Source organism: Specibacter sp. AOP5-B1-6, from assembly GCF_052376555.1.
Lineage (GTDB): Bacteria > Actinomycetota > Actinomycetes > Actinomycetales > Micrococcaceae > Specibacter.
This window is the reverse complement of sequence record NZ_JBQSVT010000001.1, coordinates 51,162-77,956: the sequence shown is the minus strand read 5'-3', so window position 1 is coordinate 77,956 and position 26,795 is coordinate 51,162. Positions and strand designations below refer to the sequence as shown.

General features: G+C 64.7%; 26 protein-coding genes. 20 read left to right on the top strand and 6 right to left on the bottom strand.

The annotated features are described in order from the left end of the window. Positions 1–42: 42 nt before the first annotated feature. Entirely contained in the window at positions 43–2,217 is a 2,175-nt protein-coding gene (locus ACT3TS_RS00385; protein ID WP_444529511.1) for a DUF4439 domain-containing protein, read from the bottom strand. 168 nt (positions 2,218–2,385) lie between these two features. Between ACT3TS_RS00385 and rimP the strand changes: the two genes are divergently transcribed. The 5 genes from rimP (at position 2,386) to rbfA (ending at position 8,151) form a co-directional block, all read left to right on the top strand. Further along, positions 2,386–3,015 (top strand): ribosome maturation factor RimP, encoded by a 630-nt coding sequence (gene rimP / locus ACT3TS_RS00380; protein ID WP_444529629.1) that lies wholly within the window; start codon positions 2,386–2,388, stop codon positions 3,013–3,015. A gap of 2 nt (positions 3,016–3,017) precedes the next feature. Then, positions 3,018–3,989, top strand: a complete 972-nt coding sequence (gene nusA, locus ACT3TS_RS00375; protein WP_444529510.1) for a transcription termination factor NusA — start codon at positions 3,018–3,020, stop codon at positions 3,987–3,989. 86 nt (positions 3,990–4,075) lie between these two features. Beyond that, the gene (locus ACT3TS_RS00370) at positions 4,076–4,426 is read left to right on the top strand and encodes a YlxR family protein (protein ID WP_444529509.1); all 351 of its coding nucleotides are present in this window, start codon (positions 4,076–4,078) and stop codon (positions 4,424–4,426) included. 175 nt (positions 4,427–4,601) lie between these two features. Further along, positions 4,602–7,532 carry a translation initiation factor IF-2 gene (infB, locus tag ACT3TS_RS00365; protein ID WP_444529508.1) on the top strand — a complete coding sequence of 977 codons (2,931 nt, stop codon included), beginning with the start codon at positions 4,602–4,604 and terminating at the stop codon, positions 7,530–7,532. Positions 7,533–7,713: 181 nt separating this feature from the next. Then, positions 7,714–8,151, top strand: a complete 438-nt coding sequence (gene rbfA / locus ACT3TS_RS00360; protein ID WP_444529507.1) for a 30S ribosome-binding factor RbfA — start codon at positions 7,714–7,716, stop codon at positions 8,149–8,151. Between the two features lie 294 nt (positions 8,152–8,445). Here the strand turns inward: rbfA and ACT3TS_RS00355 are convergent, their stop codons facing one another. Both ACT3TS_RS00355 and ACT3TS_RS00350 read right to left on the bottom strand, forming a co-directional pair. Beyond that, complete coding sequence (locus ACT3TS_RS00355) at positions 8,446–9,609, bottom strand: ScyD/ScyE family protein (protein ID WP_444529506.1); 1,164 nt, start codon at positions 9,607–9,609, stop codon at positions 8,446–8,448. Positions 9,610–9,926: 317 nt separating this feature from the next. After that, entirely contained in the window at positions 9,927–10,748 is an 822-nt protein-coding gene (locus ACT3TS_RS00350; RefSeq protein ID WP_444529505.1) for a hypothetical protein, read from the bottom strand. A gap of 142 nt (positions 10,749–10,890) precedes the next feature. Between ACT3TS_RS00350 and truB the strand changes: the two genes are divergently transcribed. From truB to ACT3TS_RS00310, 8 genes are all read left to right on the top strand, one after another. After that, on the top strand, positions 10,891–11,916 hold the full coding sequence (truB, locus tag ACT3TS_RS00345) for a tRNA pseudouridine(55) synthase TruB (protein ID WP_444529504.1): 1,026 nt from the start codon (positions 10,891–10,893) through the stop codon (positions 11,914–11,916). Continuing rightward, positions 11,913–12,323 (top strand): hypothetical protein, encoded by a 411-nt coding sequence (locus ACT3TS_RS00340; RefSeq protein WP_444529503.1) that lies wholly within the window; start codon positions 11,913–11,915, stop codon positions 12,321–12,323. Before truB ends, ACT3TS_RS00340 begins: the two co-directional genes overlap by 4 nt. Continuing rightward, on the top strand, positions 12,320–12,745 hold the full coding sequence (locus ACT3TS_RS00335) for a hypothetical protein (protein ID WP_444529502.1): 426 nt from the start codon (positions 12,320–12,322) through the stop codon (positions 12,743–12,745). The genes ACT3TS_RS00340 and ACT3TS_RS00335 overlap by 4 nt, the downstream gene beginning before the upstream one ends. Next, positions 12,742–13,995, top strand: a complete 1,254-nt coding sequence (locus ACT3TS_RS00330) for a GNAT family N-acetyltransferase (RefSeq protein ID WP_444529501.1) — start codon at positions 12,742–12,744, stop codon at positions 13,993–13,995. Before ACT3TS_RS00335 ends, ACT3TS_RS00330 begins: the two co-directional genes overlap by 4 nt. A 95-nt stretch (positions 13,996–14,090) precedes the next feature. After that, positions 14,091–15,032, top strand: a complete 942-nt coding sequence (locus tag ACT3TS_RS00325; RefSeq protein ID WP_444529500.1) for a bifunctional riboflavin kinase/FAD synthetase — start codon at positions 14,091–14,093, stop codon at positions 15,030–15,032. Between the two features lie 223 nt (positions 15,033–15,255). Continuing rightward, positions 15,256–15,525, top strand: coding sequence for a 30S ribosomal protein S15 (rpsO, locus tag ACT3TS_RS00320; RefSeq protein ID WP_444529499.1), 270 nt, complete (start codon positions 15,256–15,258; stop codon positions 15,523–15,525). Positions 15,526–15,881: 356 nt separating this feature from the next. Further along, complete coding sequence (locus ACT3TS_RS00315) at positions 15,882–18,122, top strand: polyribonucleotide nucleotidyltransferase (protein WP_444529498.1); 2,241 nt, start codon at positions 15,882–15,884, stop codon at positions 18,120–18,122. Positions 18,123–18,125: 3 nt separating this feature from the next. Continuing rightward, a complete protein-coding gene (locus ACT3TS_RS00310) occupies positions 18,126–19,484 on the top strand; it encodes a M16 family metallopeptidase (RefSeq protein ID WP_444529497.1) in 1,359 nt (452 codons plus the stop codon). Between the two features lie 104 nt (positions 19,485–19,588). Here ACT3TS_RS00310 and ACT3TS_RS00305 read toward each other — a convergent pair whose 3' ends face one another. After that, on the bottom strand, positions 19,589–19,870 hold the full coding sequence (locus ACT3TS_RS00305) for a hypothetical protein (RefSeq protein WP_444529496.1): 282 nt from the start codon (positions 19,868–19,870) through the stop codon (positions 19,589–19,591). Between the two features lie 122 nt (positions 19,871–19,992). Here ACT3TS_RS00305 and ACT3TS_RS00300 point away from each other — a divergent pair, with 122 nt between their 5' ends. Beyond that, positions 19,993–21,111 carry a helix-turn-helix transcriptional regulator gene (locus ACT3TS_RS00300; protein WP_444529495.1) on the top strand — a complete coding sequence of 373 codons (1,119 nt, stop codon included), beginning with the start codon at positions 19,993–19,995 and terminating at the stop codon, positions 21,109–21,111. 26 nt (positions 21,112–21,137) lie between these two features. Here the strand turns inward: ACT3TS_RS00300 and ACT3TS_RS00295 are convergent, their stop codons facing one another. Together ACT3TS_RS00295 and moaA are read right to left on the bottom strand one after the other, a co-directional pair. After that, positions 21,138–21,419, bottom strand: coding sequence for a MoaD/ThiS family protein (locus ACT3TS_RS00295; protein WP_444529494.1), 282 nt, complete (start codon positions 21,417–21,419; stop codon positions 21,138–21,140). A gap of 2 nt (positions 21,420–21,421) precedes the next feature. Further along, positions 21,422–22,510, bottom strand: coding sequence for a GTP 3',8-cyclase MoaA (gene moaA / locus ACT3TS_RS00290; protein WP_444529628.1), 1,089 nt, complete (start codon positions 22,508–22,510; stop codon positions 21,422–21,424). A gap of 182 nt (positions 22,511–22,692) precedes the next feature. On the opposite strand from moaA, the gene ACT3TS_RS00285 reads away from it, so the two are divergent. The 6 genes from ACT3TS_RS00285 to ACT3TS_RS00260 are packed head-to-tail and all read left to right on the top strand — an operon-like array spanning position 22,693 to position 26,776. Then, positions 22,693–24,012 carry a molybdopterin molybdotransferase MoeA gene (locus tag ACT3TS_RS00285; RefSeq protein ID WP_444529493.1) on the top strand — a complete coding sequence of 440 codons (1,320 nt, stop codon included), beginning with the start codon at positions 22,693–22,695 and terminating at the stop codon, positions 24,010–24,012. Next, on the top strand, positions 24,000–24,554 hold the full coding sequence (moaC, locus tag ACT3TS_RS00280) for a cyclic pyranopterin monophosphate synthase MoaC (RefSeq protein WP_444529492.1): 555 nt from the start codon (positions 24,000–24,002) through the stop codon (positions 24,552–24,554). The genes ACT3TS_RS00285 and moaC overlap by 13 nt, the downstream gene beginning before the upstream one ends. After that, positions 24,551–25,051: a MogA/MoaB family molybdenum cofactor biosynthesis protein gene (locus ACT3TS_RS00275; protein ID WP_444529491.1), complete on the top strand. Its 501-nt coding sequence runs from the start codon at positions 24,551–24,553 to the stop codon at positions 25,049–25,051. Before moaC ends, ACT3TS_RS00275 begins: the two co-directional genes overlap by 4 nt. Next, entirely contained in the window at positions 25,041–25,520 is a 480-nt protein-coding gene (locus tag ACT3TS_RS00270; RefSeq protein ID WP_444529490.1) for a molybdenum cofactor biosynthesis protein MoaE, read from the top strand. Before ACT3TS_RS00275 ends, ACT3TS_RS00270 begins: the two co-directional genes overlap by 11 nt. A 10-nt stretch (positions 25,521–25,530) precedes the next feature. Beyond that, complete coding sequence (gene dapB / locus ACT3TS_RS00265) at positions 25,531–26,289, top strand: 4-hydroxy-tetrahydrodipicolinate reductase (protein ID WP_444529489.1); 759 nt, start codon at positions 25,531–25,533, stop codon at positions 26,287–26,289. A gap of 28 nt (positions 26,290–26,317) precedes the next feature. Then, the gene (locus ACT3TS_RS00260; RefSeq protein ID WP_444529488.1) at positions 26,318–26,776 is read left to right on the top strand and encodes a hypothetical protein; all 459 of its coding nucleotides are present in this window, start codon (positions 26,318–26,320) and stop codon (positions 26,774–26,776) included. Positions 26,777–26,795 lie beyond the last annotated feature (19 nt).

Genomic DNA, 26,795 nt, shown 5'->3' with positions numbered 1-26,795 from the left:
GCGGAGCTGGGACGGGGCTGCTGTGGCGCAGCTACGGCGCTGCTACGGCGTCGCGGGTCCGGCCGGCGTTGATTCCGCGGGCATCCCAGCCAACGCAGGGGGAGTACCGCCCCAGCCGACCTGTGCCTGTGCAGAATCGAGCAGCCATGTCACCGAGATCTCGCGGAGCATTGTGGTGTTTGCCGGCGCCGGGGTTGCGGCAGCTGCGGCACCAGGAGCTGCAGTTGCGGCGGCATCATCGGGCAGGACCGTGCTGAGCGCGGCAAGGTCGGCATAAACGCCGCTCAACTCGGCTTCCAAGCCGGCCAAGGCGGTTTTGGGAGTCGTGGTGAACGTCGGATCGAGGTCAAACCCCGCCACCGTGGTCGCCAGCGGCAGGCAACGGACTTGAAGCTCGGCGTTGAGCACAGCCAACTTTGCCTGGTGCCGCTCCAGCAAGTCTGCTGACTTGCTGAACTGCGGTTCGGCAAACCTGGTGGTGGACACCTGGTAGGCGTAGACGGCCTTCTGTTCGGCCAGCGCGGCGGCACGCAGCGCGGCATCGATGGTGGCTCCGGGGCGCGGCTCCAGAGTTGACTTGCACGGTGGTCCCTCGGGAGCCCGGAAGTCGATGCGGGCGGGCAGGAACGTCGTCGCTGCTGGCGTGCTTCCGGCGGCTGTGCTGAGGTTTTGCCCCAGCAGCAGCTGGCTGGTTCCCGCGGCCGCAAACACCCTGCCCATGGCGTGCTCGGCTGTCAGTGAGCTGTCCAGGAGTTCACCGCCACTGGTGGACAGTGCAAGGGCCAGTTGGGCCGCGGTGGGCGGCGTTCCGGTGGTTGCCGTTGGTGTGGGCGTTGCGGTGTTGGGCGGCAGCCCGTCGCCCAGCGCAGCAGCCTGAACCTCCAGATCCTTGACGGCCCGGTCCAGGACCTCCCGAGTCTTGGTGTCATCGGTGGAGTTGGCCAGCGCTGTGCTTTGGGCCAGCAGTGCAGTGGTTGCGTCCCACGCTGACTGTCGGTGTTGCTCCGTTTGGGAAGGGCCAACAGCTGCCTCCTCGTTGCCGGTGAGCACAGTTCCCATGCCAACTACCAGGGCAGAAATCACCACCAGGAAGAACAGTCCGCGGAGGAAGGCCACGGCCCGGTTACGCTTCTTGACCGGTGTGGGGCGACGGGCGGCCCTGCCTGCGGAATCACTGTCGGTGGTGTCGTCAGGCTCTGAAGCTTCTTGTGCGTCCGCAGCTGTGCCCGATTTCGCTGTGTCCGTCGCAGGGTTCGTTGCGCCCGTGGTCAGCGCCGCGGATGCGCTCTCTCCCGGTTCGACGCCGGAGTCCAGCCGTTGTTCCGCCAGCCGTCTTTCGCGCCGCGACAGCGGGGCCTGATCCTCTGCGGTCTGACTCTCTGCAGTGGTGTCAGCTGGTGTTGTGTCGGTGTGCGGGGTGTCTGTTTGGTTGTCGTCGGGCAGCGGCGAGGAGTCCTCGTCGCCAGGTGCATCCGACGCAAGAGCCGCTGCCTCACGGGTTCCGGCCCCGCCATCACCGGTTCCAGTAGTGGGGGACTCGGCTTCACCATCAGGGGTTCCGGTAGTGGGGGACTCAGCTTTGCTTGGTTTTTCACGGGCAACAGCCGCGGCGACGGCGGCTGTTGCGGGGCCTGCAGCCGACTCGGAGGCTGGTTCCGGTCCTGCATCCACAGTTGTTTCAGGCTCGTCAGGCTCGTCAGGCTCGTCAGGCTCGTCCGACACTTCCAGCGCGGTCGGGTCCGGAAGAGCAGAATCACCGGCGGTTGACGGGGTATCTTTTTCGTCAACATCGGGAGCTGCGTTGGTACGGTCGGTCGCGGGTACTGTTTTGGCGCTTTCGTCGTCGACCGTTACATCCTCGGCGGGGAGTCCAGCCGTCGGCAATTTGTTGGCCGAGGCCGAGTCGGTGTCCGTCTTTGCTGCCTCAGCGACTTCTGCCGTTGACTTCACAGCCGCAACGTTCCCTGCCGCAATGTTTCCAGCCCCATTGCTTCCAGCCCCAGCAGGGACGGCAGGGGAGGTGGGCACAATCATGCCGTCGGCGCTGATGACAAGCAGGGCGGGGGCCGTCACCGCGGTCTTGGCCGGCGCTCCCGCGGGGGCTGTTGCACGGCGGGGACCCTTGCGCCCACTGGTGCCCGCAGGCTTGTCGGCGGCTGCAGCGTCATTGGAAGGGAGGGTCGTTTCTGGCCCGGCCTGGGAATCTGGATTGGTCACAACTGTTGATCATCTCACGAGTGCCTTGTACGGTGCACAATGTCCGGCGACCGCTGGTGGAATCGGGGCGCAATGCGTTCATACTCACACCTGATCGGTTCAGCAGCACAGGTGGAAACTCGGTAGTCTGTATAACTACAACAACATCAATAGGGAGGCGTGCGTTTTATGACGAAGCCGGACAGGTCCAAAATGACCGCACGCTCAGGGAATTCGCCCTCAGCAGCTGACGCCAGCGCCGAAGCGCAAAGACTTCAGGCCTTCCTTGCCCCCACGGTTACAGCCGCGAACCTGTACCTGGAAGAGGTCAAGGTGCACTTTGCAGGTGCCCACCGCACTGTTTCCATCGTTGTTGACCTGCCGGAAGATGAAGCCGGCGGCGTGGGCCTCGACGCGATTTCCTCGATTTCACGGGAACTCTCCGATGCCATGGACGCCGATCCCAACGACGACGGCGCAGCCTACGATCTGGAAATCTCCTCTCCCGGCGCAACCCGCCCCTTGACCGAGCCCCGCCACTGGCGCCGCGCGTTGGGCCGCATGGCCAAGGTCAACGCGTCCGATCGGGAGAACTTCATGGGCCGCATTCTGGCAGTGGAAGAGGACGGCGTGCTTTTCCGGCCTGAACTTCCGGTGAAGAAGGGCATGAAGGCCAAACAAGGTGAGCCTGAAAAGGTTTTGTTTGCGGTGATCCGCCGTGGTGTTGTGGAACTGGAATTTGCTCGCCTGGATGAGGCGGAGCTCGATTTGGAATTTGAACCGACAAGCGGCAACGCGGTCGATGGAGAGGGAAACTGACCATGGATATTGATATGAGCGCGCTTCGCGAGCTGGAGCGCCAACGGGAGATCCCGTTGGATGTGCTGATTCCCACCATCGAGCAGGCACTGCTGATGGCCTACCACAAGTCGACCGGCGCCCACGATATGGCCCGTGCCGAACTTGACCGCAAGAGCGGCCACGTCACCATTTGGGCGGCAGAGCTTGACGACGATGACAATGCCATCGGTGAGTTCGACGACACACCGAAGGGCTTTGGCCGCATTGCCGCCAGTACCGCCCGTCAGGTCATCCTGCAGCGTCTGCGCGACGCTGAGGACGATGCTGTTGTGGGTGAGTTCCGTGGCAAGGAGGGCGAACTGGTCGCCGGGCAGATCCAGCAGGGCAACAACCCGAACATGATTCAGATTGACCTTGGTGCTGTTGAAGGCGTGCTGCCGCCCAACGAGCAGGTGCCCGGCGAGGACTACCGCCACGGCAACCGCATCCGCACCTTCGTTGTGGAAGTACATCGCGGACTCAAGGGCCCGTCGATCACGCTGTCACGCTCCCACCCCGGCCTCGTGCGCAAGCTCTTTGAAATGGAAGTTCCCGAGATCGCCGACGGCACAGTTGAAATCGTGGCGCTGGCCCGTGAAGCCGGCCACCGCACCAAGATTGCCGTCCAGGCCAACAAGGCGGGCGTCAATGCCAAGGGCTCGTGCATCGGTGAGATGGGTTCCCGTGTTCGGGCCGTCATGACCGAACTCCACGATGAAAAGATTGACATCGTTGATTTCAATGAGGATCCGGCGATTTTCATCGCCAACTCGCTCTCTCCGTCCAAGGTGATTTCAGTCACCATCATCGACGAGGCATTGCGCTCTGCGCGTGTCGTTGTGCCTGATTATCAGCTGTCCTTGGCCATTGGCAAGGAAGGGCAGAATGCCAGGTTGGCCGCCAAGCTCACGGGTTGGCGCATCGACATCGTCTCCGACGCCGTGGCGGTTTAGGTCTGCGGCGCAGCTGCGCGGTAGACTGGGAAGAGCCGGGCCCGAAACTGCCCTGACATCCAAAAATACCCGAAGGTACAGCACAGTTGGCAAAGAAAGCAGTTGCAGCGCAAGCAGTTGATGCGCACAACGGAACTGCTGGTTCCAGCGAAGCTGTACGGACATGTATCGGATGCAGGAAAGCTGCGGGACGGCTTCGGCTTGTACGGATTGTCCGGTCAACCAACGACTCTGGTGAAACAGTGGCGTTAGTTGATTTACGACGTCGTACGCCTGGCCGGGGAGCTTGGCTGCACCCCAGCGAGGAATGCTGGAAGCTGGCGATCAAGCGCCGCGCCATTGGCAGGGCCCTTCCGGGTGTCACCAATGTCCACGACGTTGAGGCGTTTGCACAAAATGGTTTGCCGCTTCTGGCAGGCCAAGCAGTACGAACCTAATTGTCCCTTTGTGAAAGCGGGTCAGAAAACCGATGGAAACCCGATGAGTACCCAGCGATGAGTGCCCAAAAATGAGCATCTTTGTGCTCTCTCATACCGCCCATTCCGACGTGGAATGTTGCAGTAAGAATTAAGCGGTTCGTACCTGTCCGGTGCGGGCCGAGACAGGAGTAATGTGGCCAAGGCCCGCGTACACGAGCTTGCAAAAGAGCTCGGCATCACCTCAAAAGAAGCAGTGAGCAAACTGCAGGAGTTGGGCGAATTCGTTCGTTCAGCATCCTCCACCATTGAGGCCCCCGTCGTGAAGAAGCTTCGCGACGCTTTCCCCGTGGCAGCAAAATCTGCCGAATCCACTCCCGTTGCGGCTGCGCCTGCGACGGCAGCACCCAAGACGAGCACGCCCAAGGCTGCGGCAACCCCGAAGGCGGCCACCCCGGCCACCCCCGGCGCTGCTGTTCCCGGGCCCAAGGCTGCGACCCCCGGTGCAAAGCCCGGCGCGAAGGCTGCTCCGGAGGCACCTGCTGCCGCACCTGTTGCGGAAACGCCGGCAGCCCCGGCGCCTGCTGAGTCTGCCCCGGCACCGGCCGCACCCGCTGCTCCGGCTGCCCCGGCACCGGCTGCAAAGGCTGGAACCCCGGGCGCCCCGCGCCCCGGCAACAACCCGTTCGCCACCTCCCAGGGCATGCCGCGTTCAGGCAACCGCTCCGAGCGTGGCGAGAACCGCAACGACAACCGCAACGACAGCCGCGCACCCCGCCCGGCCGGTGCAGGTGCAGCGCGGCCAGGGAACAATCCCTTCGCGCCTTCACAGGGCATGCCCCGTCCAGGAGCTCCCCGCAATGCCGAGGCTGGCACAGGCGGCCCGCGTCCGGGCGGTCCACGCCCCAGTGCAGGTGCCGGTGCACCCCGTCCGGGCGCACCGCGTCCGGCTGGTGCCCCCGGTGCCGGTGGTCCCCGTCCGGGTGCTCCGCGCCCCGGCGGTGCTGCCCGTCCCACTCCCGGCATGATGCCGAACCGCACCGAGCGCCCTGCGGCGCCCGGACGCGGCAACGACCGTCCCGGTGGCCCGGGTCGCGGCCGTCCAGGTGCTCCCGGTGCCACACCGGGCGGCGCGCCAGGCGGAGCTCCCGCCGGTGGTGGCTTTGGCAAGGGCGGCCGCGGTCGCGGCGGCACCCAGGGCGCCTTCGGCAAGGGCGGCGCCGGTCGTGGCAAGCAGCGCAAGTCGAAGCGTGCCAAGCGCCAAGAGCTGGAGCAGATGAGTGCTCCTTCACTTGGTGGCGTGAGCGTTCCCCGCGGCGACGGCAACTCGGTCATCCGGTTGCGCCGTGGTGCTTCCATCTCCGACTTTGCCGACAAGATCGAGGCAAACCCGGCAGCTCTGGTGACAGTCCTGTTCCACCTTGGTGAAATGGCCACTGCCACCCAGTCACTGGACGAAGACACCTTCGCCTTGTTGGGCACCGAGCTGGGCTACAAGGTCCAGGTTGTTTCCCCCGAGGACGAAGAGCGCGAACTGCTGAGCAGTTTCGACATCGACTTCGACGCCGAGCTTGAGGCTGAAGGCGACGAAGACCTTGAAGTTCGCCCTCCAGTAGTCACGGTCATGGGTCACGTCGACCATGGTAAGACACGACTGTTGGATGCAATCCGCAAGTCCGACGTCGTCGCCGACGAGCACGGTGGCATCACCCAGCACATCGGTGCCTACCAGATCGTGCACGAGCACGAAGGTACAGATCGCAAGATCACCTTCATTGACACCCCCGGCCACGAGGCGTTCACCGCCATGCGTGCCCGTGGTGCCAAGGTCACCGACATCGCCGTTCTGGTGGTTGCCGCTGATGATGGCGTCATGCCGCAGACCATCGAGGCGCTCAACCACGCCCAGGCAGCGAACGTGCCGATCGTGGTTGCAGTGAACAAGATCGACAAGGAATCAGCCAACCCGGAGAAGATCCGCGGCCAGCTGACCGAGTACGGCCTGGTTCCGGAAGAGTACGGTGGCGACACCATGTTCATCGACGTGTCGGCCCGCAACGGCGTCAACATCGAGGAACTCCTCGAAGCTGTGCTGTTGACAGCCGACGCTGCCCTGGACATGCGCGCCAACCCGAACAAGGACGCCCGCGGCATCGCCATTGAAGCCAACCTGGACAAGGGCCGCGGTTCCGTGGCAACAGTCCTGGTGCAGTCAGGCACCTTGCACGTCGGTGACACCATTGTTGCCGGCACCGCCCACGGCCGTGTGCGTGCCATGTTTGACGAGAACGGTGACGCCATCACCGAGGCCGGGCCCTCACGTCCGGTCCAGGTTCTGGGTCTGTCCAACGTTCCCCGTGCAGGTGACACGTTCTTCGTCACCGGCGACGAGCGTACGGCCCGCCAGATCGCTGAAAAGCGTGAAGCAGCTGACCGCAACGCAGCGCTGGCCAAGCGCCGCAAGCGCATCAGCCTGGAAGACTTCGACCAGGCCGTTGCAGACGGCAAGGTTGACACCCTCAACCTCATCCTCAAGGGTGACGTCTCCGGTGCCGTTGAGGCACTGGAAGACTCGCTGCTCAAGATCGATGTTGGCGAAGGTGTGCAGCTGCGCGTCATCCACCGCGGTGTGGGTGCCATCACGCAGAACGACGTCAACCTGGCCACAGTGGACAACGCCATCATCATCGGCTTCAACGTCAAGCCTGCTGAGCGTGTTGCAGAGCTGGCTGACCGTGAAGGCGTGGACATGCGCTTCTACTCGGTCATCTACGGCGCCATCGATGACATTGAGCTCGCTCTCAAGGGCATGCTCAAGCCTGAATACGAGGAAGCAGAACTGGGTACCGCGGAAATCCGCGAAGTATTCCGTTCCTCGAAGCACGGCAACATCGCTGGTTCCATCGTCCGCTCGGGTACGATCCGCCGCAACACGAAGGCACGTGTGCTTCGTGGCGGGAAGATCATCGGAGACAACCTCACGGTTGACTCGCTCAAGCGCTTCAAGGATGACGCCACCGAAGTCCGTACCGACTTCGAGTGTGGTATCGGTTTGGGTTCGTTCAACGACCTGCAGGCCGAGGACATCATCCAGACGTTCGAAATGCGCGAAAAGCCGCGGGTCTAGGCCCCAAGCGCTCCCGCTGACCGGCTCGCTGAGCGAGCCAGCCAGCGGGGCCCCCGCACTGGGTGCACGACAGCATTTCAGGCAAGCCGGCCGGGCGTCCGCAGGGGCGCCCGGCCGGCTTTTCATTCCCTAAGATGGTTTATGAACCATCGACAGTCTTTCCATCATTAAGGAGTTCATCATGGCTGATTCAGCCCGCGCGTCCAAACTGGCACAGCGCATCAAGGTCGTGGTGGCCGAGGGCCTTCGCTCAAGGGTCAAGGACCCCCGCGTTGAAGGCATCACCGTCACCGATGCACGGGTCACGAACGACCTGCAGCACGCCACCATCTACTACACGGTATTTGGTGACGAGACGGCAGGCACCGAGGCCAAGATCGGACTGGAACGCGCCAAGGGCGTGCTCCGCGCCGAAGTTGGCAAGAACATCACGGTTCGGCTGACACCCACCCTTGAATTCATTGCCGACGAGATCCCCGAGAATGCCTCGAACCTGGAAGCGCTCCTGCGTGTGGCCAAGGAACGCGACGCCAAGCTGGCAGAGATCTCCGCCAACGCGGAGTTCGCCGGCGAAGCTGATCCGTACAAGTCAGACGAGGACGACGCCGAAGAAGCGTAACCCAAAGCACGACGGCGGGAGGCCCCTTTCAGAGGAAAGGTGGCCTCCCGTCGTCGTCGTGTGCTGTTGGACGGCTGGTGGCAGCACCCGCGTCTCACGCTGAACCCTGGCTTAAAGCTCGCGGGTGACCTTTGCCCCATGATCGAAAAGGGACGGTGCTTGCGCAAAGGGCGGGTGTTGGACTGCCGTCTTTTGCCGCAAACGCCGTCCCTTGTGCATTCCGCACGGAGCACGACGGGGCCGGTGCCTATTCTCGCGAAAGGGGCCACCGGCCGCCGTCGTGCTTCAAAGGGGTTAGCGGACGCCCCTGGTGATGAGGCTGCCTCCCGTGTCCGCCAAGGCGTTGGTGAGCATGGCCATGGTGTTGCCGCTGACTTCAACGTCGGAGGCCATCATGGCAGGGAACACATTGCTGACCTTGCCGTGCTTGATTTGGCTCACGCCGTCGCTCATGAGCTGGGCCACGTAGACGTTGTTGTTGCGGTCAACAGCGATGCCTGTCGGTGCGGAGAGGTTCTGCGCGAGCAGCTGGGTCTTGCCGCTGTGCAGATTTACCCGGTAGGCCTTGCCGACGCCGAGGGACTCGCCTGGAACGCCCGGAAGCACAGTGTAGTACAGCCACTGGCCGCTGACCTCGATGTCGGTTGGCACGGCTTGGGCGTAGTATTTCAGGCCCATCATGCACTCCGGAACCACCATGCCCGCTTCGGCCGCAACGGCGACCAGTGCGGCGTCAATCGTAATGGCCTCTGCCGGCACCGCCTTGACGAGTTTGACGTTGCCGCGCTTGTTCACAAACAGGATGGCGTTGGCTCCGGCATCGCCCACATACACGCCATTGTTGGCTGGCGCGGAGGAATACGGGTGCGAGTACAACTCTCCCAGTGACTGCATGTAGGGTGCCGAAGCCAGGCATTCGGGAGCGGCGTCACGGACACCATATACGGTACTGCCGTCGGGGTCGTTGGCCGCCTCGAAATCGGCCAGGTCGGTGATCTGGCGGGTGTTGCCTCGATGGTCGATCTGCATGAGCCTGGCCGGGAGCAGCGCGCCGCCCGGTTCCGGACCGGTGCCCTGGTCATTGTTGAAGTAGTAGGTGGTCCGGTCCTGATAGGAGACGCCTGCGATTTCCTGCCCGGGGGCGCTCACCACAGTGGTTTTCACTCCCTTGGCTGAAATGCTGGTGAGCTGGCCGGCAAAGGATTCGGCGACAAGGAAACTGCCCCTCGGGCCAAAAGCCACCTTCAGTGGGCTGACCAACTGCGATGCCACTTCGGTAACTGGCGACGGCTGGTGGTGGCCGTGGCCCGAGTTGTTGCCGTGACCTGTGTTGTTGTGCCACGAGCTGTTGTTGGCGTTGTGACCTGGGTTGTTGTCCGAATGGGCCAGTGCGGGTCCGGCGCTGAGAATCATGGCGAATGTGCAGGCAGCCGCGAGGGCCGCAATTCTTGATTTCATAATTTTCCCCTGGGGGAGGGGCCCGGTGATGACGGGCCGAGGGAGTTGTGATGCTGGGTATGGTTGCAGGCCACGTCCAGACTGCCTACCTCAAAACGAGGTGAAGCGGAATTTTGTCTCCTAGGTGCATGAGTCCGTCAAGGGTGCCAGCCCGGATGAGGGCCCAGCACGTGGGACAAGCGTAAGTCTGACGGTGCAGCGCCGTCAAAAAGTTTCGCTGCGGTTGCGGTGGACACACGTTTTCGGGAACTTGCCGTCAGACGAAAAAACGGGTGCCTCCGGTGCTGACACCGGAAACACCCGTTCAAGGGAAGTGGTTAGTCGCTCCACACAATCGGGGCGTCGTAGTACTCGTTGTCGTTGTAGCTGTCGTAGCTGAAGTTCGAGTCGTCATAGCTGGCAGCTGTGATTTCATCACCGGCGGGGGCCAGGAACACACTGCACATTGATTTGCTCGAGCCCACGACGTAGCTGAAGTCGTCGTCTTCGCCCTCGGTCTCAAAAGTGCCATCCTCGCAGTCGCCGATGCTGCCAAAAACGATGAGCTTCTGGGCGTCGGAGCCGTCCTTCAGCTGCGCAGTGATGCGGGGATCGCCGATGCCTGCCGACGGGCGCGACAGCGACGTCAGTGTCACGTCGGTGAAAACGTAGTACGGCGTCTGCCCGGCAAATTTGGCGGCATCCTTGAATTCAGCCAGATCTGCTTCGCTGCCCGCGACAATCTTGGTGACCTTGGTCTCGTACGTGGCTTCCTTGTACTCGTCCGTGTCCTTGTCGCCGGAGTTGCTGTGGGTGTAGGCAACCTCACCAAACTTCAGCTTGGTGCCTGGGGCGGTCAGCTCGCGAGTGTCTGCCGGTGCCGGCGCAGCGGATTCCTCGTCCGCTTTCTTGTCCGTTTCCTTTGCTGTCTTCTTGGCCGTTTCCTTGGCTGTGGGACTGGCGTCGTCGTCGCCGCCACGTTCCTGCGAAGCCTCGGACTCCTGCGGGGCAGGGGAGTCTTTCTGCGCAGCCGTGCTTGCCGCGACCGGCTCGACAGGGGCGCCGCCGGGGAGGCAGCCGGTGAGTGCCAGGGCAAGTGCTGCACTGGCGCCCAATGCCGCAAGTGAGCGCTTGTAGGTGATCCGGGACTGGTTGTTCATGGTTCTCCGTTGGTGGGCGGTTCGAATAATTACTCTTTTCGATAGCTTAAGCCATGGGGCGGCCTCCTGCGATGGGGACAACTCACCATGCGGGTTCCCCGGCGGGCATGCACAGTGCCCCGGTGCGGATATACTTCAAAGCGTGCTTTCTGGACTTGTAATCGTAGACAAACCGCAGGGATGGACCAGCCACGATGTGGTCGCCCGGATGCGAAGGCTGGCAGGGACCCGAAAAGTTGGTCACGCAGGCACCCTTGACCCCATGGCAACCGGCGTTCTGGTGGTGGGGATCAACAAGGCCACGCGCCTCCTGACTTACATTGTCGGCACCTCCAAGACCTATGAGGCGACGATCCGCCTCGGCTCCACCACCGTCACCGACGACGCCGAGGGCGAGGTGACCCACACCGAACCCGCCGACGGAGTCACGGATGAGGCCATCGAGGCGGGCATCGCCAAGCTGCGCGGCCCCATCGAGCAGGTGCCCAGCAGCGTCAGTGCCATCAAGGTCAACGGCGAGAGGGCCTATGCGCGCGTCCGCTCGGGAGAAGACGTCAAATTGGCCCCCCGGCCGGTCACCATCCATACCTTTGGGGTGCACGCCATCCGCCGCGGCACGCTTCAGCCGCAAGCGCCGGCGGACCAGGACAAAATCGACGCCGACACATCCGACAGCATGACCTCCGACGCTGTCGCTTCCGACGCCGTCACTTACGTGGATGTCGATGTCACCGTGCGTTGTTCCTCGGGAACCTACATCCGGGCGTTGGCACGGGACCTCGGTGCCGGACTCGGCGTCGGCGGCCACCTCACGGCACTGCGCCGCAGCAGTGTCGGACCGTACAACCTCGACCAGGCCCGCACCCTCGAGGAACTGGCCGAAAATCTGCATGTCCTGGACATCGCCGACGCAGCCCGTGCCTTGATGCCGGTGCGTGAACTCAGCGCGGCCGAAGCCGTTGAGCTTTCCTTCGGCCGGCGCATCCCCGCCAGCGCCGACGGCGGCCACACGCTCGCCGATCCGGCCGCGGCCTTTGCCCCTGACGGCACGCTTGTGGCCCTGCTGTCCGACGCCGGAAGGTACGCCAAACCGGTCCTGGTGTTCCCGTCGGACCCCGCCCCCGCTGCGACCAACACCACCGACGCCGCCGAGGAGTCCGCCAAGTGACGCTCGACGCCTGGTTTGTCATCGGCGCCGTCGTGGGCCTCGCCTCGACCATCGTGTGCGTCGTTGCCGCGGTGATGAAGAAGAAACCCAACGACATCACGTTGCTGGCACTGATCGCCGTCGAACTTTTCGTGGTGGCCTACGCCATTGGCTCAGTCGTCAGGCTGGCAGGCGGGCAGCAGCTGGCCGGTGAGGCGTGGGAGTTTTGGGGCTATATGTTTACGGCCGCCATGCTTCCCGTGGCCGGGTTCTACTGGGCCATGATGGAACGCACCTACTGGTCCAACTACGTCATGAGCGCTGTGGGCATCACAGTTGTTGTAATGCTGGCCCGCATGGCTCAAATTTGGTATGGCACGGGCGCCATTCAGGCGTCAGCCCCACTGCAACTAGGAATTGGATTATGAGAACCCCCGACACCGCCCCGCAAGAGGCCCCGCAGGGACGAACCACCGGTGCCGGCCGGCTGCTGATCACTGTCTACGCGGTCTTTGCCATCTCGGCCACAGCCCGCGCCGGCTTCCAAATTGCCACCCAATTTGCCGAGGCCCCCGTCGCCTACCTGCTCTCGGCCTTTGCCGCCGTCGTGTACATCGTGGCCACGGTGTCGCTGGCCAAGCCGGGCGCCACGTGGGCGCTGACAGCCACCATTGCCATCTGCATCGAGCTGGCCGGGGTGCTCGTCATTGGCGCCCTGAGCGTGTTTGACCCGGCCGCGTTCCCGCACGCCACAGTGTGGAGCATGTTTGGCAAGGGGTACGGCTACATCCCGCTGCTGCTGCCCATCATTGGCCTGATCTGGCTCTACCGCCACCGGGAGACCAAGTGAACACGGCGGAACGGACGACGTCGAACCCCACCCTGAGCGACGGAGTCACCTCCCTGCGCCGGCTCACAGCGGACGACGCACAGGCCTTTGCCGCGATCCACCGGGACCCGCTCAACGTCAAGTGGGCGGCGTCGATGGCGGACATGGACGACGCCCGGGCCGCCGAGTTGATCGACGGCTCGATTGCCGCCGGTTGGGAGACCGGGAGCAGCCTGCGCTTCGCCATTGTTGAACAGGTGCAGGGTGTTGACGAGGTTGTCGGAACCCTGAGCCTGCAAGATGTCTTTTCCACGACGTCCGGCGGGTCGGCCGCCGTCGGCATCAAGATGCTGCCGCCCGGGCGCGGGACCGGCTGCGCCCAACGCGCCATCGAGCTGCTGTGCGGATACGCCTTTGGAAATCTGCGGCTTGAAATCCTGCATTGGCGCTGCACCTCCGGCAACGATGCCAGCATCTCCCTCGCCCGGCGCTGCGGCTTTGTGCCGGCCGCCGAAATCCCCGGCTACGGCCACGTTGACGGCCAGGTCGCCGACGGCGTTGTGTTCAGCCAAACGGCCCGGCAGTGGGAGAGCAGGGATCGGGCGCCGAGCCCCGCAACTGTGGACGCTGTGCCCTTGGCCGCTGTGCCGTTGGATGGGGCAGCCCTGGACGCTGCGCCGCTGGACGTGGCCCCGGTGGTGCCGACCCTGCGTGACGCCGCGGTTGTGCTCCGGGCACTGACCATGGCCGACGCCGCACAACTGGTGGAAAACTGCCGCAACCCCGAGTCCGTGCGTTGGACCACGGTGCCGTTGAATTACACGATGGAACACGCCGAGTACTTCATCAACACGCTCACCCCGCAGGGCTGGGCCACGGGGGAGACCCTGACATTCGCCGTGGCGGACTCCGCGACGGATGGCCTGCTGGGTACGGTGGACCTGCAATGCAAACACCCGGGTGCGGCCTCCATCGGCATCAACTTTGGCGAGCACGCCCGCGGCACCGGCGCCGCGCAGGCCGCCATCCGGCTCCTCCTTGACTATGCGTTCAACCAGCTGAACCTGAGCTATGTGCACTGGCACGCGCTCGTCCCCAACTGGGGCAGCCGCAAACTCGCCTGGAAGCTGGGTTTCACCTTTGACGGCGAGATCCGCGGTGACTACAACGACCGCGGCACCCCCGCCGACCGGTGGATCCTCTCCCTGGCTGCAGGCGACGAACAGTTGCCCTCGCAGCCCTGGAACGGCCCGGAGCCTGTCAACAGGTAATCTTGGAGGGGCCCCGGCCGGCCCAACGGGCACGGCCCGGAACCGACCAGGCGCAGGACACCACGCGCAAGCGACGAATTGGATGAGGAAAAGTAGTGCAGATTTGGAACTCATTGGCGGAAGTTCCCCCGAACTTCGGCCCCTGCGTGGTCACCCTGGGCAACTTCGACGGGCTGCACCGCGGACACCAGGAAGTTCTGTCCCAGGTCCGTGCCGAGGCCTCAGCCCGGGGCGCCCTGTCCGTGGCACTGACCTTCGACCCGCACCCGGCACTCGTCCACCGGCCCGAGTCGGCCCCCGAGCAGATCATGGGTCTGCCCGACAAACTCGCGGCCATGGCCGGCCTTGGCCTGGACGGCGTACTGGTCCTGCCCTACACCCTGGAATTTGCCCAGCAAACCCCCGAGGAGTTCGTGCGCAGCGTGTTTGTTGACACGCTGGGAGCCTGCGCCGTCGTGGTGGGCCACGACGTCAGGTTCGGCCACGGCAACACAGGCGACCTCACCACCATGGTGGACCTGGGCGCGGACCTGGGCTTCGACGTCGTCGTTGTCAACGACGAAGGCCACGACCGCCGCTGGTCCTCAACCTGGGTGCGCGAGGCCCTGCACAAGGGCGACGTCGACATGGCCGCCCAGGTGCTGGGCCGTTCGCACACCATGAGCGGGGAAGTGGTGCACGGCGCTGCCCGCGGGCGTGAACTTGGCTTTCCGACGGCGAACCTGTCACCCGACGCCTGCGGGATCATCCCGGCCGACGGCGTCTACGCCGGCTGGCTGACGGACACGCACGGGCACCGCTGGCCGGCCGCCATTTCCGTGGGCTCAAATCCCACCTTTGTGGGCGTGAGCCGGCAGGTCGAGGCCTATGTGATTGACAGGCCGGAAGAGCCGGTGGAGGCCTTCAACCTGTACGGCCAGCATGTGGTGGTGGAATTTGTGCGCAGACTGCGCGGCATGGTCGCCTACACGGGGCGCGAAGCACTCATCGAGCAAATGCACCACGACGTCACGGACAGCCGCAGCATTCTTGGTTGAAGCCGGCAGTGCCTCAAGCGGGAGGCCGGATCAAGCGGACGGGGCCGCAGGGAGTGCGGGACAGTGAGTTGTTTCTCACCCGCTTCGACAGATGCTCTCCTCCTGCACTAAACTGAAAGGTGGAATCCGGCTGCAGTCCGTGGTGGCTGGGTTCAACTGTGTTTGGTCAAGAAATTGATTCGGTGCAGTTCAACATGTTCACGGCACATTCAAGGAGTTACTTGTGGCATTAGACGCCGCTGTAAAGCAAGAAATCATGCAGGCTTTCGCAACCAGCGAAGGCGACACCGGTTCGCCCGAGGTTCAGGTGGCGATGCTCTCACGACGCATCACCGACCTGACCGAGCACCTGAAGATGCACAAGCATGACCACCACACCCGCCGCGGCCTCATGGGCCTGGTTGGTCGCCGTCGTCGTTTGCTTGGGTACCTCAAGGACACCGACATCGCCCGCTACCGTACGCTCATCGAGCGCCTCGGCCTGCGCCGCTAGTCTGTGAACAAGGCGGCCTTCCTTGCGCCGGGACCTCGTGTCCCCGGTGTTGGAAGGCCGCCTTTCACAGTGTAGGAAACTTATATTGTGAGAATTGTGCCGGACGCCTTGGTGCCCGGCACGCACCCCTGCAGGACAAGGGCGCAACCGACGCATTCACGCACTCGCGGTCCTCGGTAGTGGCCTCCGGGAAGAAGCAATTGACGCTTCACGCCCGTGGGCCTCGATCGAAGACCGGGTGTTGTACAGAGAGCCACAGCACAATCCGGTGGTGATCCTGGGAAGAGTGTGCGGTGCCGCTCCTTGGCAGGGGTTCAAAAGATGAACATCTACCAGGAAATGGAGGTGACTCTCATATGGAGGGTCCCGAGATTCAGTATTCAGAGGCCGTCATTGACAACGGCCGCTACGGCAAGCGCGTTATCCGCTTTGAAACCGGACGCCTTGCCCAGCAGGCAGCAGGTGCTGCCATGGTCTACATTGACGAAGACACCGTATTGCTGTCAGCCACCACGGCCGGCAAGCACCCGCGTGAAGGTTTTGACTTCTTCCCGCTGACAGTTGATGTGGAAGAGCGCATGTACGCCGCCGGCCGCATCCCGGGCAGCTTCTTCCGCCGCGAAGGCCGCCCCTCAACCGAGGCCATCCTGGCCTGCCGCTTGATGGACCGCCCGCTGCGCCCGGCATTCGTCAAGGGCCTGCGCAACGAAGTGCAGGTTGTTGTCACCGTTCTGGCGATCAACCCCGACGTGCTGTACGACGTGGTGGCCATCAACGCCTCCTCCATGTCGACCCAGCTCTCCGGACTGCCGTTCTCCGGCCCGATCGGCGGCGTTCGCGTTGCACTGATCGACGACGGCCAGGGCCCGCAGTGGGTAGCCTTCCCGAAGCACTCCGAGCTGGAAAACGCCGTGTTCAACATGGTTGTTGCCGGCAAGATTGCCGGTGACGACGTTGCCATCATGATGGTGGAAGCCGAAGCAACCGAGAACTCCTGGAAGCTCATCAAGGAACAGGGCCACCAGGCCCCCACCGAAGAGATCGTTTCAGAGGGTCTGGAAGCTGCCAAGCCGTTCATCAAGGCACTGTGTGAAGCACAGGCCGACCTGGCCGCCCGCGCAGCCAAGCCCACGGTCGAATTCCCCGTTTTCCTTGACTACCAGGATGACGCCTACAACGCCGTCGAGAAGGCTTCAGCGACCAAGCTGGCAGCCGTGTTCTCGATCGCCGACAAGCAGGAACGCGACAACGCCTCCGACGCCTTGAAGGATGAGACGGTTGCCGCGTTGGCGTCCGACTTCGCTGGCCGCGAGAAGGAGCTCTCCGCAGCTTTCCGCTCCGTGACCAAGCAGGTCATCCGCCAGCGCATCCTCACCGAGCAGGTCCGCATCGACGGCCGTGGCCTGACGGACATCCGCCAGCTCACCGCTGAAGTTGAAGTCCTGCCCCGCGTGCACGGTTCGGCCATCTTCGAACGCGGCGAAACCCAGATCCTGGGTGTCACCACGTTGAACATGCTCAAGATGGAACAGCAGATCGACTCGCTGAGCCCGGTAACGCGCAAGCGCTACATGCACAACTACAACTTCCCGCCGTACTCCACCGGTGAAACCGGCCGCGTGGGTTCGCCCAAGCGCCGCGAAATCGGCCACGGTGCCCTGGCCGAGCGGGCCATCATGCCCGTACTGCCGTCGCGTGAAGAATTCCCCTACGCCATCCGCCAGGTCTCCGAGGCTTTGAGCTCCAACGGCTCAACCTCCATGGGTTCCGTATGTGCATCGACCCTGTCGCTGCTCAACGCCGGTGTGCCATTGAAGGCTGCTGTTGCAGGCATCGCCATGGGCCTGGTCTCCGACCAGGTTGACGGCCAGACCCGCTACGCCGCCCTGACTGACATCCTCGGCGCCGAAGATGCCTTCGGCGACATGGACTTCAAGGTTGCCGGTACCGCCGAGTTCGTCACAGCCATCCAGCTGGACACGAAGCTCGATGGCATCCCGGCCTCCGTTTTGGCTGCCGCCCTGAAGCAGGCACGCGAAGCACGCCTGCACATCCTGTCCGTCCTGACCAGCGCCATCGACGTCCCGGACGAGCTCTCCGAGTTCGCGCCCCGCGTCATCGCGGTCAAGATCCCCGTTGACAAGATCGGCGAGGTCATTGGGCCGAAGGGCAAGATGATCAACCAGATCCAGGAAGACACCGGCGCTGACATCTCCATTGAAGATGACGGCACGGTCTACATCGGTGCAACGAACGGACCGTCAGCTGACGCCGCTCGTTCAGCGATCAACGCCATCGCCAACCCTCAGATCCCTGAAATTGGCGAGCGTTACCTGGGCACAGTTGTCAAGACCACCACGTTCGGTGCGTTCATCTCGCTCACACCGGGCAAGGATGGTCTGCTGCACATCTCCGAGCTCCGCAAGCTGGCCAACGGCAAGCGCGTGGACAACGTGGATGACGTGGTTTCCGTCGGCCAGAAGATCCAGGTGGAAATCACCAAGATCGACGACCGCGGCAAGCTCTCCCTCTCGCCGGTTGTTGCCGACGAAGAGAACGCCACCGAAGAAGTAGCTGCCGAAAGCGCTGCTGAATAATTCATGGCGATCACCCTTTTGCCGCTATTAAGCGCTGCTGACGGCCTGAACGGCAGCGGCTCCACCGTCATCTCGGGCCAGACCGGCGGCGCCGTCGTGCGCCGCTCGGTCCTGCCCGGGGGCGTGCGGGTCCTCACCGAGGCCATGCCCGGACAGCGCAGTGCGACAATCGGGTTCTGGGTTGGTGTTGGCTCTCGGGATGAAACCGAGGGCCAACACGGCTCAACCCATTTCCTTGAGCACCTGCTGTTCAAGGGCACCAAACGCCGCACGGCGTTGGAAATTGCGTCCGCCTTTGACGAGGTTGGCGGGGAATCCAACGCTGCGACGGCCAAGGAAAGCACCTGCTACTACGCACGCGTGCTGGACACCGACCTGCCCATGGCTATCGACGTCATCGCCGACATGGTCACCTCAGCCGTGATTGACCCGGCCGAGCTGGAGCAGGAGCGCGACGTCATCCTGGAGGAAATCGCCATGGACGGCGACGACCCCACCGATGTTGCCCATGAGAATTTTGTTGCGGCCGTTCTGGGCGGCCACGCCCTGGGCCGCCCCATCGGGGGCACCCCCGAGGCCATCAAGGCTGTGCCCCGCGAATCCGTGTGGGCGCATTACCAAAAGCACTACCGGCCCGAAACGCTTGTCATCACCGCCGCCGGCGGTCTTGACCACGACGAGGTGTGCGGCCAGGTGCTTGAGGCGCTGCACACCGCCAGCTGGTCCCTGGACGACGGCGTTGCCCCTGCCCCGCGGCGCTCCAGCAAGCCCGTCGACGTGAGCGGAACCGCCGGATTGCACGTGGTCAAGCGCCAGGTCGAACAAGCCAACATCATCCTCGGCTGCCCGTCACTGCGCGCCACAGACCCACGCCGCTACGTCATGAGCGTGCTGAACTCCATTCTTGGCGGCGGCATGTCATCGCGCCTGTTCCAGGAAATCCGGGAAAAGCGCGGACTGGTGTACTCCACGTATTCCTTCGCCTCCTCCTATGCCGACACCGGCTACTTCGGCATGTACGCCGGCTGTGCTCCGGCCAAGGTGGGTCAGGTCATTGGCCTGCTGGAAGCTGAACTTGAAAAACTGGCCGAGCGCGGCGTCACCGACGATGAGCTGGCCAAGGCGCTGGGACAGCTGGCCGGCGGCATCGTGTTGGCACTTGAGGACAGCGGCTCCCGCATGTCACGCCTGGGCCGGGCCGAACTGGTCACGGGCGAATTCCTGGACATCGACGAGTCCCTCGACCGGATCCGCAGGGTCACGGCCGCGGAGGTTCAGGACCTGGCCCGCGAGTTGGCCGGCTCGCCGCGCACCATCACGGTTGTCGGCCCGTTTGAGGAATCCGAAACCTTCGGCCTCTAACCTCTTTTACATCTGGCCCGCAGTTGTGGCTGTAAAACACCGTTAAATCACGTGTTTTACGACCACAGCTGCGGGCCAGTTGCATCGGGTGGCGTCAGGTTGCTTTAGGGGAGTTGTTCAACCACCCGGGACTTGGGCCCGCCGGCCAGTGCCGGAGAAACGCTCGCGGTGGACCACACCTGGGCCTTCAACCGGGCAAGGAACTGCTCCGCCTCGCCGGCCGTGGCGAAATCCAGGTCAAGCACCACATAGTGCTCCTCGCCCACGGGCCGGAACACCCTTTCTGCCAGTACGCCGGAAGCCGTCCGCCCCAGCGGATCGGCGTCGTAAGCGCCCTTCCACATCCCAAAGTCCTTGATGCCGTGTTCAAGCTGCAAGGTAAACATTGCCCTGTCCTTTCGTGGAAACTGATGCCTTGACTTTAAGTCTCCGGGCCGCCAGGAAACATCCCATAAATCTGGGGCACCGCCGCCCCGTGCGGGGCGGGCAATGGGCGCATACTTGAGGCATGACCAGCGAATGGGCCCTGCGCCGCTGCCTGGACCGGGTCGAAGCACTGGGGGATGCCGGCCTGGACAGCCACACCTACCGCTCCGGCGTGCTGGGCGAGCTACATGCCGTCGTTGGCCATGATGCCTGGGTCTGGCCGCTGGCGGACCCTGTCACGACCGTTGGTGTTGCGCCGATGGCCCAGGGGCCGTTCGCAGGGGAGCTGCCCGCCTTGATCTCGCTGAGGTACCGGACGGCCGTCAACAGATGGACAACACTGCCCATCAATCCGTCGCGGGCGGTGTCCTTGAAGCAGGCGACGGGCGATGAACCCGGCCGCAGTGCCCTGTGGCCGCTGTTGTGCCGGTATGGGGTGGTGGACGTCTTGTCTGTTGCTTTTGCCGACCGCTGGGGCTTGTGGGGCTGGCTGGAGTTGTGGCGGGGACAGGGACAGGCCGACTTTTCCCTCGCCGAGGCGCAGCAGCTGGACGCCATCGCGGCGGTTATTGCCCCAGGCTTGCGGGCATGCTCCGCCCGGGAGTTTCGCAGCGGCGCCCCTGGCGGATCAACTGCCCGAGGATCAACTGCCCGCGCATCAGCTGCCGGCCACCGCCAGGCCGTTTTGGTCCTGGCCGACGACTTGTCCGTCATGAGCCAGACCGCCTCAGCTGCCCCGTGGCTTGAATTGTTGCAGCGCGCACCACGCCCGAACCAGGGAGTGCCGGCAGAGGTGCTGAATGCGGCTGCACAACTGTTGGCGGTGGAGTGCGGCGTCGACACCCATCCGGCCCGTTCCCGCGTCCATGTGGGCGGCGGGGTGTGGGCAGCCGTGTCGGCGGCAAGGATGACGACGGGGGTTGCCGGCGCCGCGGCGCCGATTGCCGTCACCATCCAGGACGCCCTGCCCACTGAACGGATCGAGATCTTTGAGCGCAGCTTCGCCCTGACCCCGCGGGAATCCCAGTTGTTGGAGCTCTGCGCGGCGGGGCCGGACACAGCCGCCCTGGCCCGCCACATGGGTATCAGCAGGTACACGATCCAGGATGTTTTCAAGTCGATCTTCGGAAAAACGGGTGTCCAGAGCCGCGGCGCACTGCTGGCATTGTCGTTGGGCCCGCTGGCGCCGGCCGTCTCGTGAGCGGCTGGGCCCGCCGCCTGCGGAGGCTACCCTCCGGCGAACGGCGGCAGCACGTCGACGACGTCACCTGACTTCAGTGTGGCCGTCAGGTCCCGGGTGGATACCTCGTTGAGCAGAAAGCTGCACCGGGTCAGGATCTCGGCCAACGGGGGAGTGTGGCCCGAGGCCGAGACCGGAAAGCTCGTGACGAGCAGCTCGGACAAGTCCGCCAGCGTATACGGCCTGGACCCTGCCACGGCAGCGAGGTCAACGGCCTGCTCCTCAACGCCCGTGGCGGCTGCGGCGGCGGCAAAGAATCGTACGAACATGGTCATCCTCCGATGGCACTCATGCTGCGGTCGGGCTGCACGAAGTCGGCATCGCCCAATCCGGGGTGGCCCATGCCGTGGGCGCGCGGTTTCGCCCACATGGCGTCCTGCCAGCGGGAGGTGACGGCGTCGTCGTCGTTCTTGGTTGTTCCGGAGCGCAGCAAGGCGAGCAGGTCGACCTCGGTCCGGGAGAAGAGGCAGCTCATGACCTTGCCTTCGGCGGTGATGCGGGTGCGGCGGCAGTCGGCGCAGAACGGTTCGGTCACGGAGGCGATGATGCCCACGGTGCCCAATAGGGTGTCGGAGCCCGGGTGGCGCACCTCGAAACGTTCGGCGGGGGCGCCGTCGCGGGCGCGCGGATCCGGGGTGAGCTCGAAGCCGGTGCTGAGCAGTGCCCGGATTTCGGCGGCGGTGATCATGCCGTCGCGGGTCCAGCCGTGGTCGGCGTCCAGCGGCATTTGTTCGATGAAGCGCAGTTCGTAGCCGCGGTCAAGGGACCATTGCAGCAGTTCGGCCGCGTGTCCGTCGTTGATGCCGCGCAGCAGGACGGCGTTGATCTTCACCGGTGCCAGGCCCGCGGCTGCGGCGGCCTCGATGCCGGCGAGCACCTGGTCAAGGAACGGCCGCCGGGTGAGTTGCAGAAAGGCGTCGTGGTGCAGGGTGTCCATGGAGACGTTCAGCCGGGTCAGGCCGGCGTCGGCCAGCGCCTGCGCCTTTTTCGCCAGGCCCACGCCATTGGTGGTCAGCGAGATGGGCAGCTCGGGGTGGTTTTGGCGCAACGCGGCAATGATGTCGACCAGGTCGGCGCGGACCAGGGGTTCCCCACCGGTCAGCCGCAGTTCACGCACGCCCAGCGCGTTGACACCAAGGCCCACCAGCCGGACGATTTCAGCCGCGGTGAGGAGCTTTTCCTTCTTCAGCCATTCCAGGCCGGCCTCCGGCATGCAGTAGGTGCAACGCAGATTGCATTTGTCGGTCAGCGACAACCGCATATCGGTCGCCACCCGGCCGAACTGGTCCAGCAGGCCCGTGCCCGCACCACCCGGGCGCGGCGCTCCGGCGGCGGAGGGGGCGGGGCGCACCTCCGGCATGCCCAGGGTCACGCGTTTGGTCTCCATGCCCCAACGCTACGCCATTATTGGATTCCCGGTGCCGCTGCCGTGTACGGCCCAGGCGTGCAGCGACGGAATTCAGCCGCACTCACGGGCGCACTTGGCGGCACTCGCCTAGGATTGGGAACGGGGCGCCGCCCGGCGCCCGCCGGAAGGAAGTCATGCGGAGAGCAGTCGCCGAACACCAAGAGGCCGTCGAGCAGCTATTGCGCCGGAGCTGGGCTGAGCTGTCCGGCTCCGTCATGGACGACGGCGGCACGCAGCTGCCGCTGGCGCAGTCACCCGGGCGTGTGCTGACCACCGACCTGGTGGCACCGGTGGACCTGCCACCCTTTGCCAACTCCCAGATGGACGGTTACGCCATCCGGGTGGATTCTCATCAATCCAAAAAAGTTGATTTGGCGGAATCAACCTCTTACGTGGTGGCGGGGACCATCGCCGCCGGTGCCGTTCCGGACGAACTGGCGCCCGGTCATGCCCCCCCGATCATGACAGGGGCCATGCTGCCGGCCGGAGCCAACGCCGTCGTGCCCATTGAACTGGCCCGGCCGTCGCAGTTCGCCGCGCCCGGGGACATGGTGGTGCTGCCGGCCACGGCTGCGGGCAAATTTGTCCGAACCCAGGGGAGCGATGTGCAGCACGGCTCGGTGGTTGTGGCCGCCGGAACCCTGCTCAATGCCGCCCATGCCGGGCTTGCCGCCGCCCTGGGCTGCACCGAGCTGCCGGTCCGGCGAAAACCGCGGGTGCTGCTGCTGACAACCGGTGATGAAGTGTTGGCACCCGGCGACCCTGCGGCAGTCGGCGGCCTGCCGCCGGGAATGATTTTTGATGCCAACGAGGCGCTGCTCCGGGCCAGTCTCGCCGACGCCGGCGCCGAGGTGGTTCACTCCTACGTTGTCAGGGATGATCCCAGTGCCCTGCTGCGGCTTTTGGAGGGTCATGTGGGCAGCGTCCAGACCGGTGGCGGCGTGCCCGAACCCAACGTCGACCTCGTCATCTCGGTGGGCGGCATCAGTGCCGGTGCCTTCGAGGTTGTCAGGCAGGCGCTGGGCGGCCCCAACGCCGGGTCCCAGGCCGCCATGGAGTTTGTCTCCGTGGCGCTGCAGCCCGGCGGCCCGCAGGCACTGGGCACCTACCGGGGCGTGCCATTTCTTGGCTTCCCGGGAAACCCGGTCAGCGCGTTCGTGTCGTTTGAAATTTTCCTGCGCCCTGCACTGTCGGCACTGCTGGGCGCCCCCGCAAAGCGCCGCGTGGTGGTGGCCGCACTGGAACAGGCCATGACATCACCGCCGGGCAAGCACCAGATCCGCCGCGGCATTTATTCGGGACCGGAGTTTGAATCCGCTCCATCGGTCGGTGAAATTGGCGGGGAGTCCTCGCATTTGTTGGGGGCCCTGGCGCATGCCAACGCCCTCATCAACATCCCGGCCGGCGTCACCGAATTGCAGGCCGGGGCAAAAGTGGAAGTATGGCTGTTGTGACTACTCCCGACACCCCTTCCCTGACCCATTTGCGCCACGATGGAACCGCCGCCATGGTGGACGTTTCCGACAAGGTCACGACCACCCGCGAGGCCACAGCCACGGGCACCGTCTCCACCACAGTGGACGTCATGAGACTGCTGGGCTCCGGCGGGCTGCCCAAGGGCGACGCGCTGGCCGTGGCGCGGGTGGCAGGCATCATGGGGGCCAAAAAAACTTCCGAGCTCATTCCCTTGTGCCACCCCCTGCCCATCTCCAAGGTCACTGTTGACTTTGAACTGGGCGACAGCGCCGTCACGGTGCTTGCCACGGTGAAAACCCGCGGCGTGACGGGCGTGGAAATGGAAGCGCTGACGGCTGTTTCGGTTGCCGCCCTGAGCGTGTACGACATGATCAAGGCAGTGGACAAGCACGCCGTCATCTCCGGCATCAAGGTGCTGGCCAAAAGCGGCGGCAAGAGCGGCGACTGGGTGGCCGGCCCGGAACCAACCGCCGGGTCGGACGCCACCGGAGCCACCGCCCACGGCGGGCAGCCGGCATGAGTGCCTGCGAACCGGGCACGTCCCTGGGAGCCGGCGCCGTCGTCATCGCGTCCACCCGCGCTGCGCTGGGAGTCTACGACGACAAGACCGGACCCATCATCGCCGACTGGCTCAGTGAACACGGCTTCGAGCCCATGGCCCCCGTCGTCGTGCCGGACGGCGCCCCGGTGGGGGCCGCGCTGCGGGCAGTACTGACGCAACGTCCCGCCGTCGTCATTACCAGCGGCGGCACCGGCCTGAGCCCGGATGACCAAACCCCGGACATGACGCTGCCGTTGATCGACCGGGAAATCCCGGGAATCATGGAGGCGATCCGTGCCGCCGGCCGGGCGAAAACGCCGATGGCCGCCCTGAGCCGGGGCCATGCCGGCCTTGCCGGACACACCGTGATCGTGAACCTGCCGGGTTCCCCCTCCGGCGTCATGGACGGGCTGGCCGTGCTGGATCCGATCATCAAGCACCTCTGCGAGCAGGTGGCCGGTCACCATGGCCACTAACATCGAAGTCGTGTGCGCACGGTTGAGTGCCGAGCCCATCTCCGTTGACGCAGCCATCGCCGCCGTGGAGTCCGACACCGCCGGGGCCGTGGTCAGCTTCAGCGGCGTGGTGCGCAACCACGATGGCGGCAAGCAGGTCGCGCGCCTGGCCTACAGTGCGCACCCGCTTGCCACCGGCGTGCTCAACGACGTGGTTGGCTCGCTGTTGGACAGTGCGCGGGACCCCGACGGCCACCCCGTGCGCGTCTGGGTGGCACACCGGGTGGGGCCGCTGGAAATCGGTGAACCAGCCCTTGTTTGCGCCGTTGCGTCCTCCCACCGGGCGGAGGCCTTCGAGCTGTGTTCGGCCCTGGTGGAACGGATCAAGGCCGAGGTGCCAATCTGGAAGGAACAGTTCTTCGCCGACGGCAGCGTCGAGTGGGTCGGGGCCGGCAGCATGCCGGAGCAGGCCGCTCCGGAAAACCAGTAGGCTTAAACCCATGAGTGAAATGCTGAAGGTTGCCGTGCTCGGCGCCAAGGGACGAATGGGAACGGCTGCCGTGGCGGCCATCGACGCCGCGAAGGACCTGGAGTTGGTGGCGGCGCTGGGCCGCAATGACCCGTTGGAGCTGCTCGTGGAGCGAGGCGCCCAGGTCGTTGTTGACCTGACGGTCCCGGATTCCACCGAGTCGAATGTGCAGTTTGCCGTTGACCACGGCATCCATGCCGTGGTCGGGACCACCGGCTGGGACGCTGCACGGCTGGCCGCACTTGAGGGACTGCTGGCAAAGCACCCGGAGACGGGCGTGCTGATCGCCCCGAACTTTGCCCTCGGATCTGTGCTGGCAACCCGCTTTGCCGCCCAGGCCGCACGCTATTTCGACTCCGTTGAAATCATTGAACTGCACCACCCGCGCAAGGTCGATGCGCCGTCCGGGACAGCGCTGCGCACGGCCCAGCTGGTGGCGGCAGCGCGCACGGCGGCGGGAGTGGCACCGGCCCCGGATGCGACAGAAACCGAGCTCGACGGCGCCCGCGGCGCCTCCGTTGACGGCATCCCCGTGCACAGCGTCCGGCTGGCAGGGCTGGTCGCCCACCAGGAAGTGCTCCTTGGCAGCCACGGCGAGGCGCTGACCATCCGGCACGACTCCTTCAACCACGAATCATTCATGCCCGGCGTCCTGCTCGGCGTTCGGACGGTGGGCAGCCGCCCGGGCCTGACGGTGGGCCTTGACGGCTACATGGATCTGGAAGGCTAGGACCGTGGCCAATGCGGCGGTGTCCAAAATGAAAATTACCAAAACCAAAATCTGGGTGGCCTTGATCGCCCTCCTGCTGGTGTTTTACCTGGTTGTCATGATGCAACGGGCCGTGCTGCTCCTTGCCGACCCGGACTGGATCGCCAAGCTTCTGGGCGTCGCCTACCTTGTCATCCCGTTCGTTGCTGCGTGGGCCCTGGTAAGCGAAATCATGTTTGGCGCCAGGACCGAACAAATGGCGAAGATCCTTGAGGCTGAAGGGGGCCTGCCCGAGGACAACCTGCCCCGCACGCCCGGCGGCCGCATTGTGCGCGGGGCCGCCGACGCGGAATTTGAAAAGTACAAGCTTGAGGCCGAGGCGGCACCCGAGGACTGGCGGTCATGGTTCAGGCTTTCCTGCGCCTACGACGCAGCGGGGGACCGCAAGCGCGCCCGCAAGGCCATGCGCGACGCCATCGCGCTGTTCCGCCCCCGCGTCCGCTCGTAACGTTCGCGCCGCCCCCTAT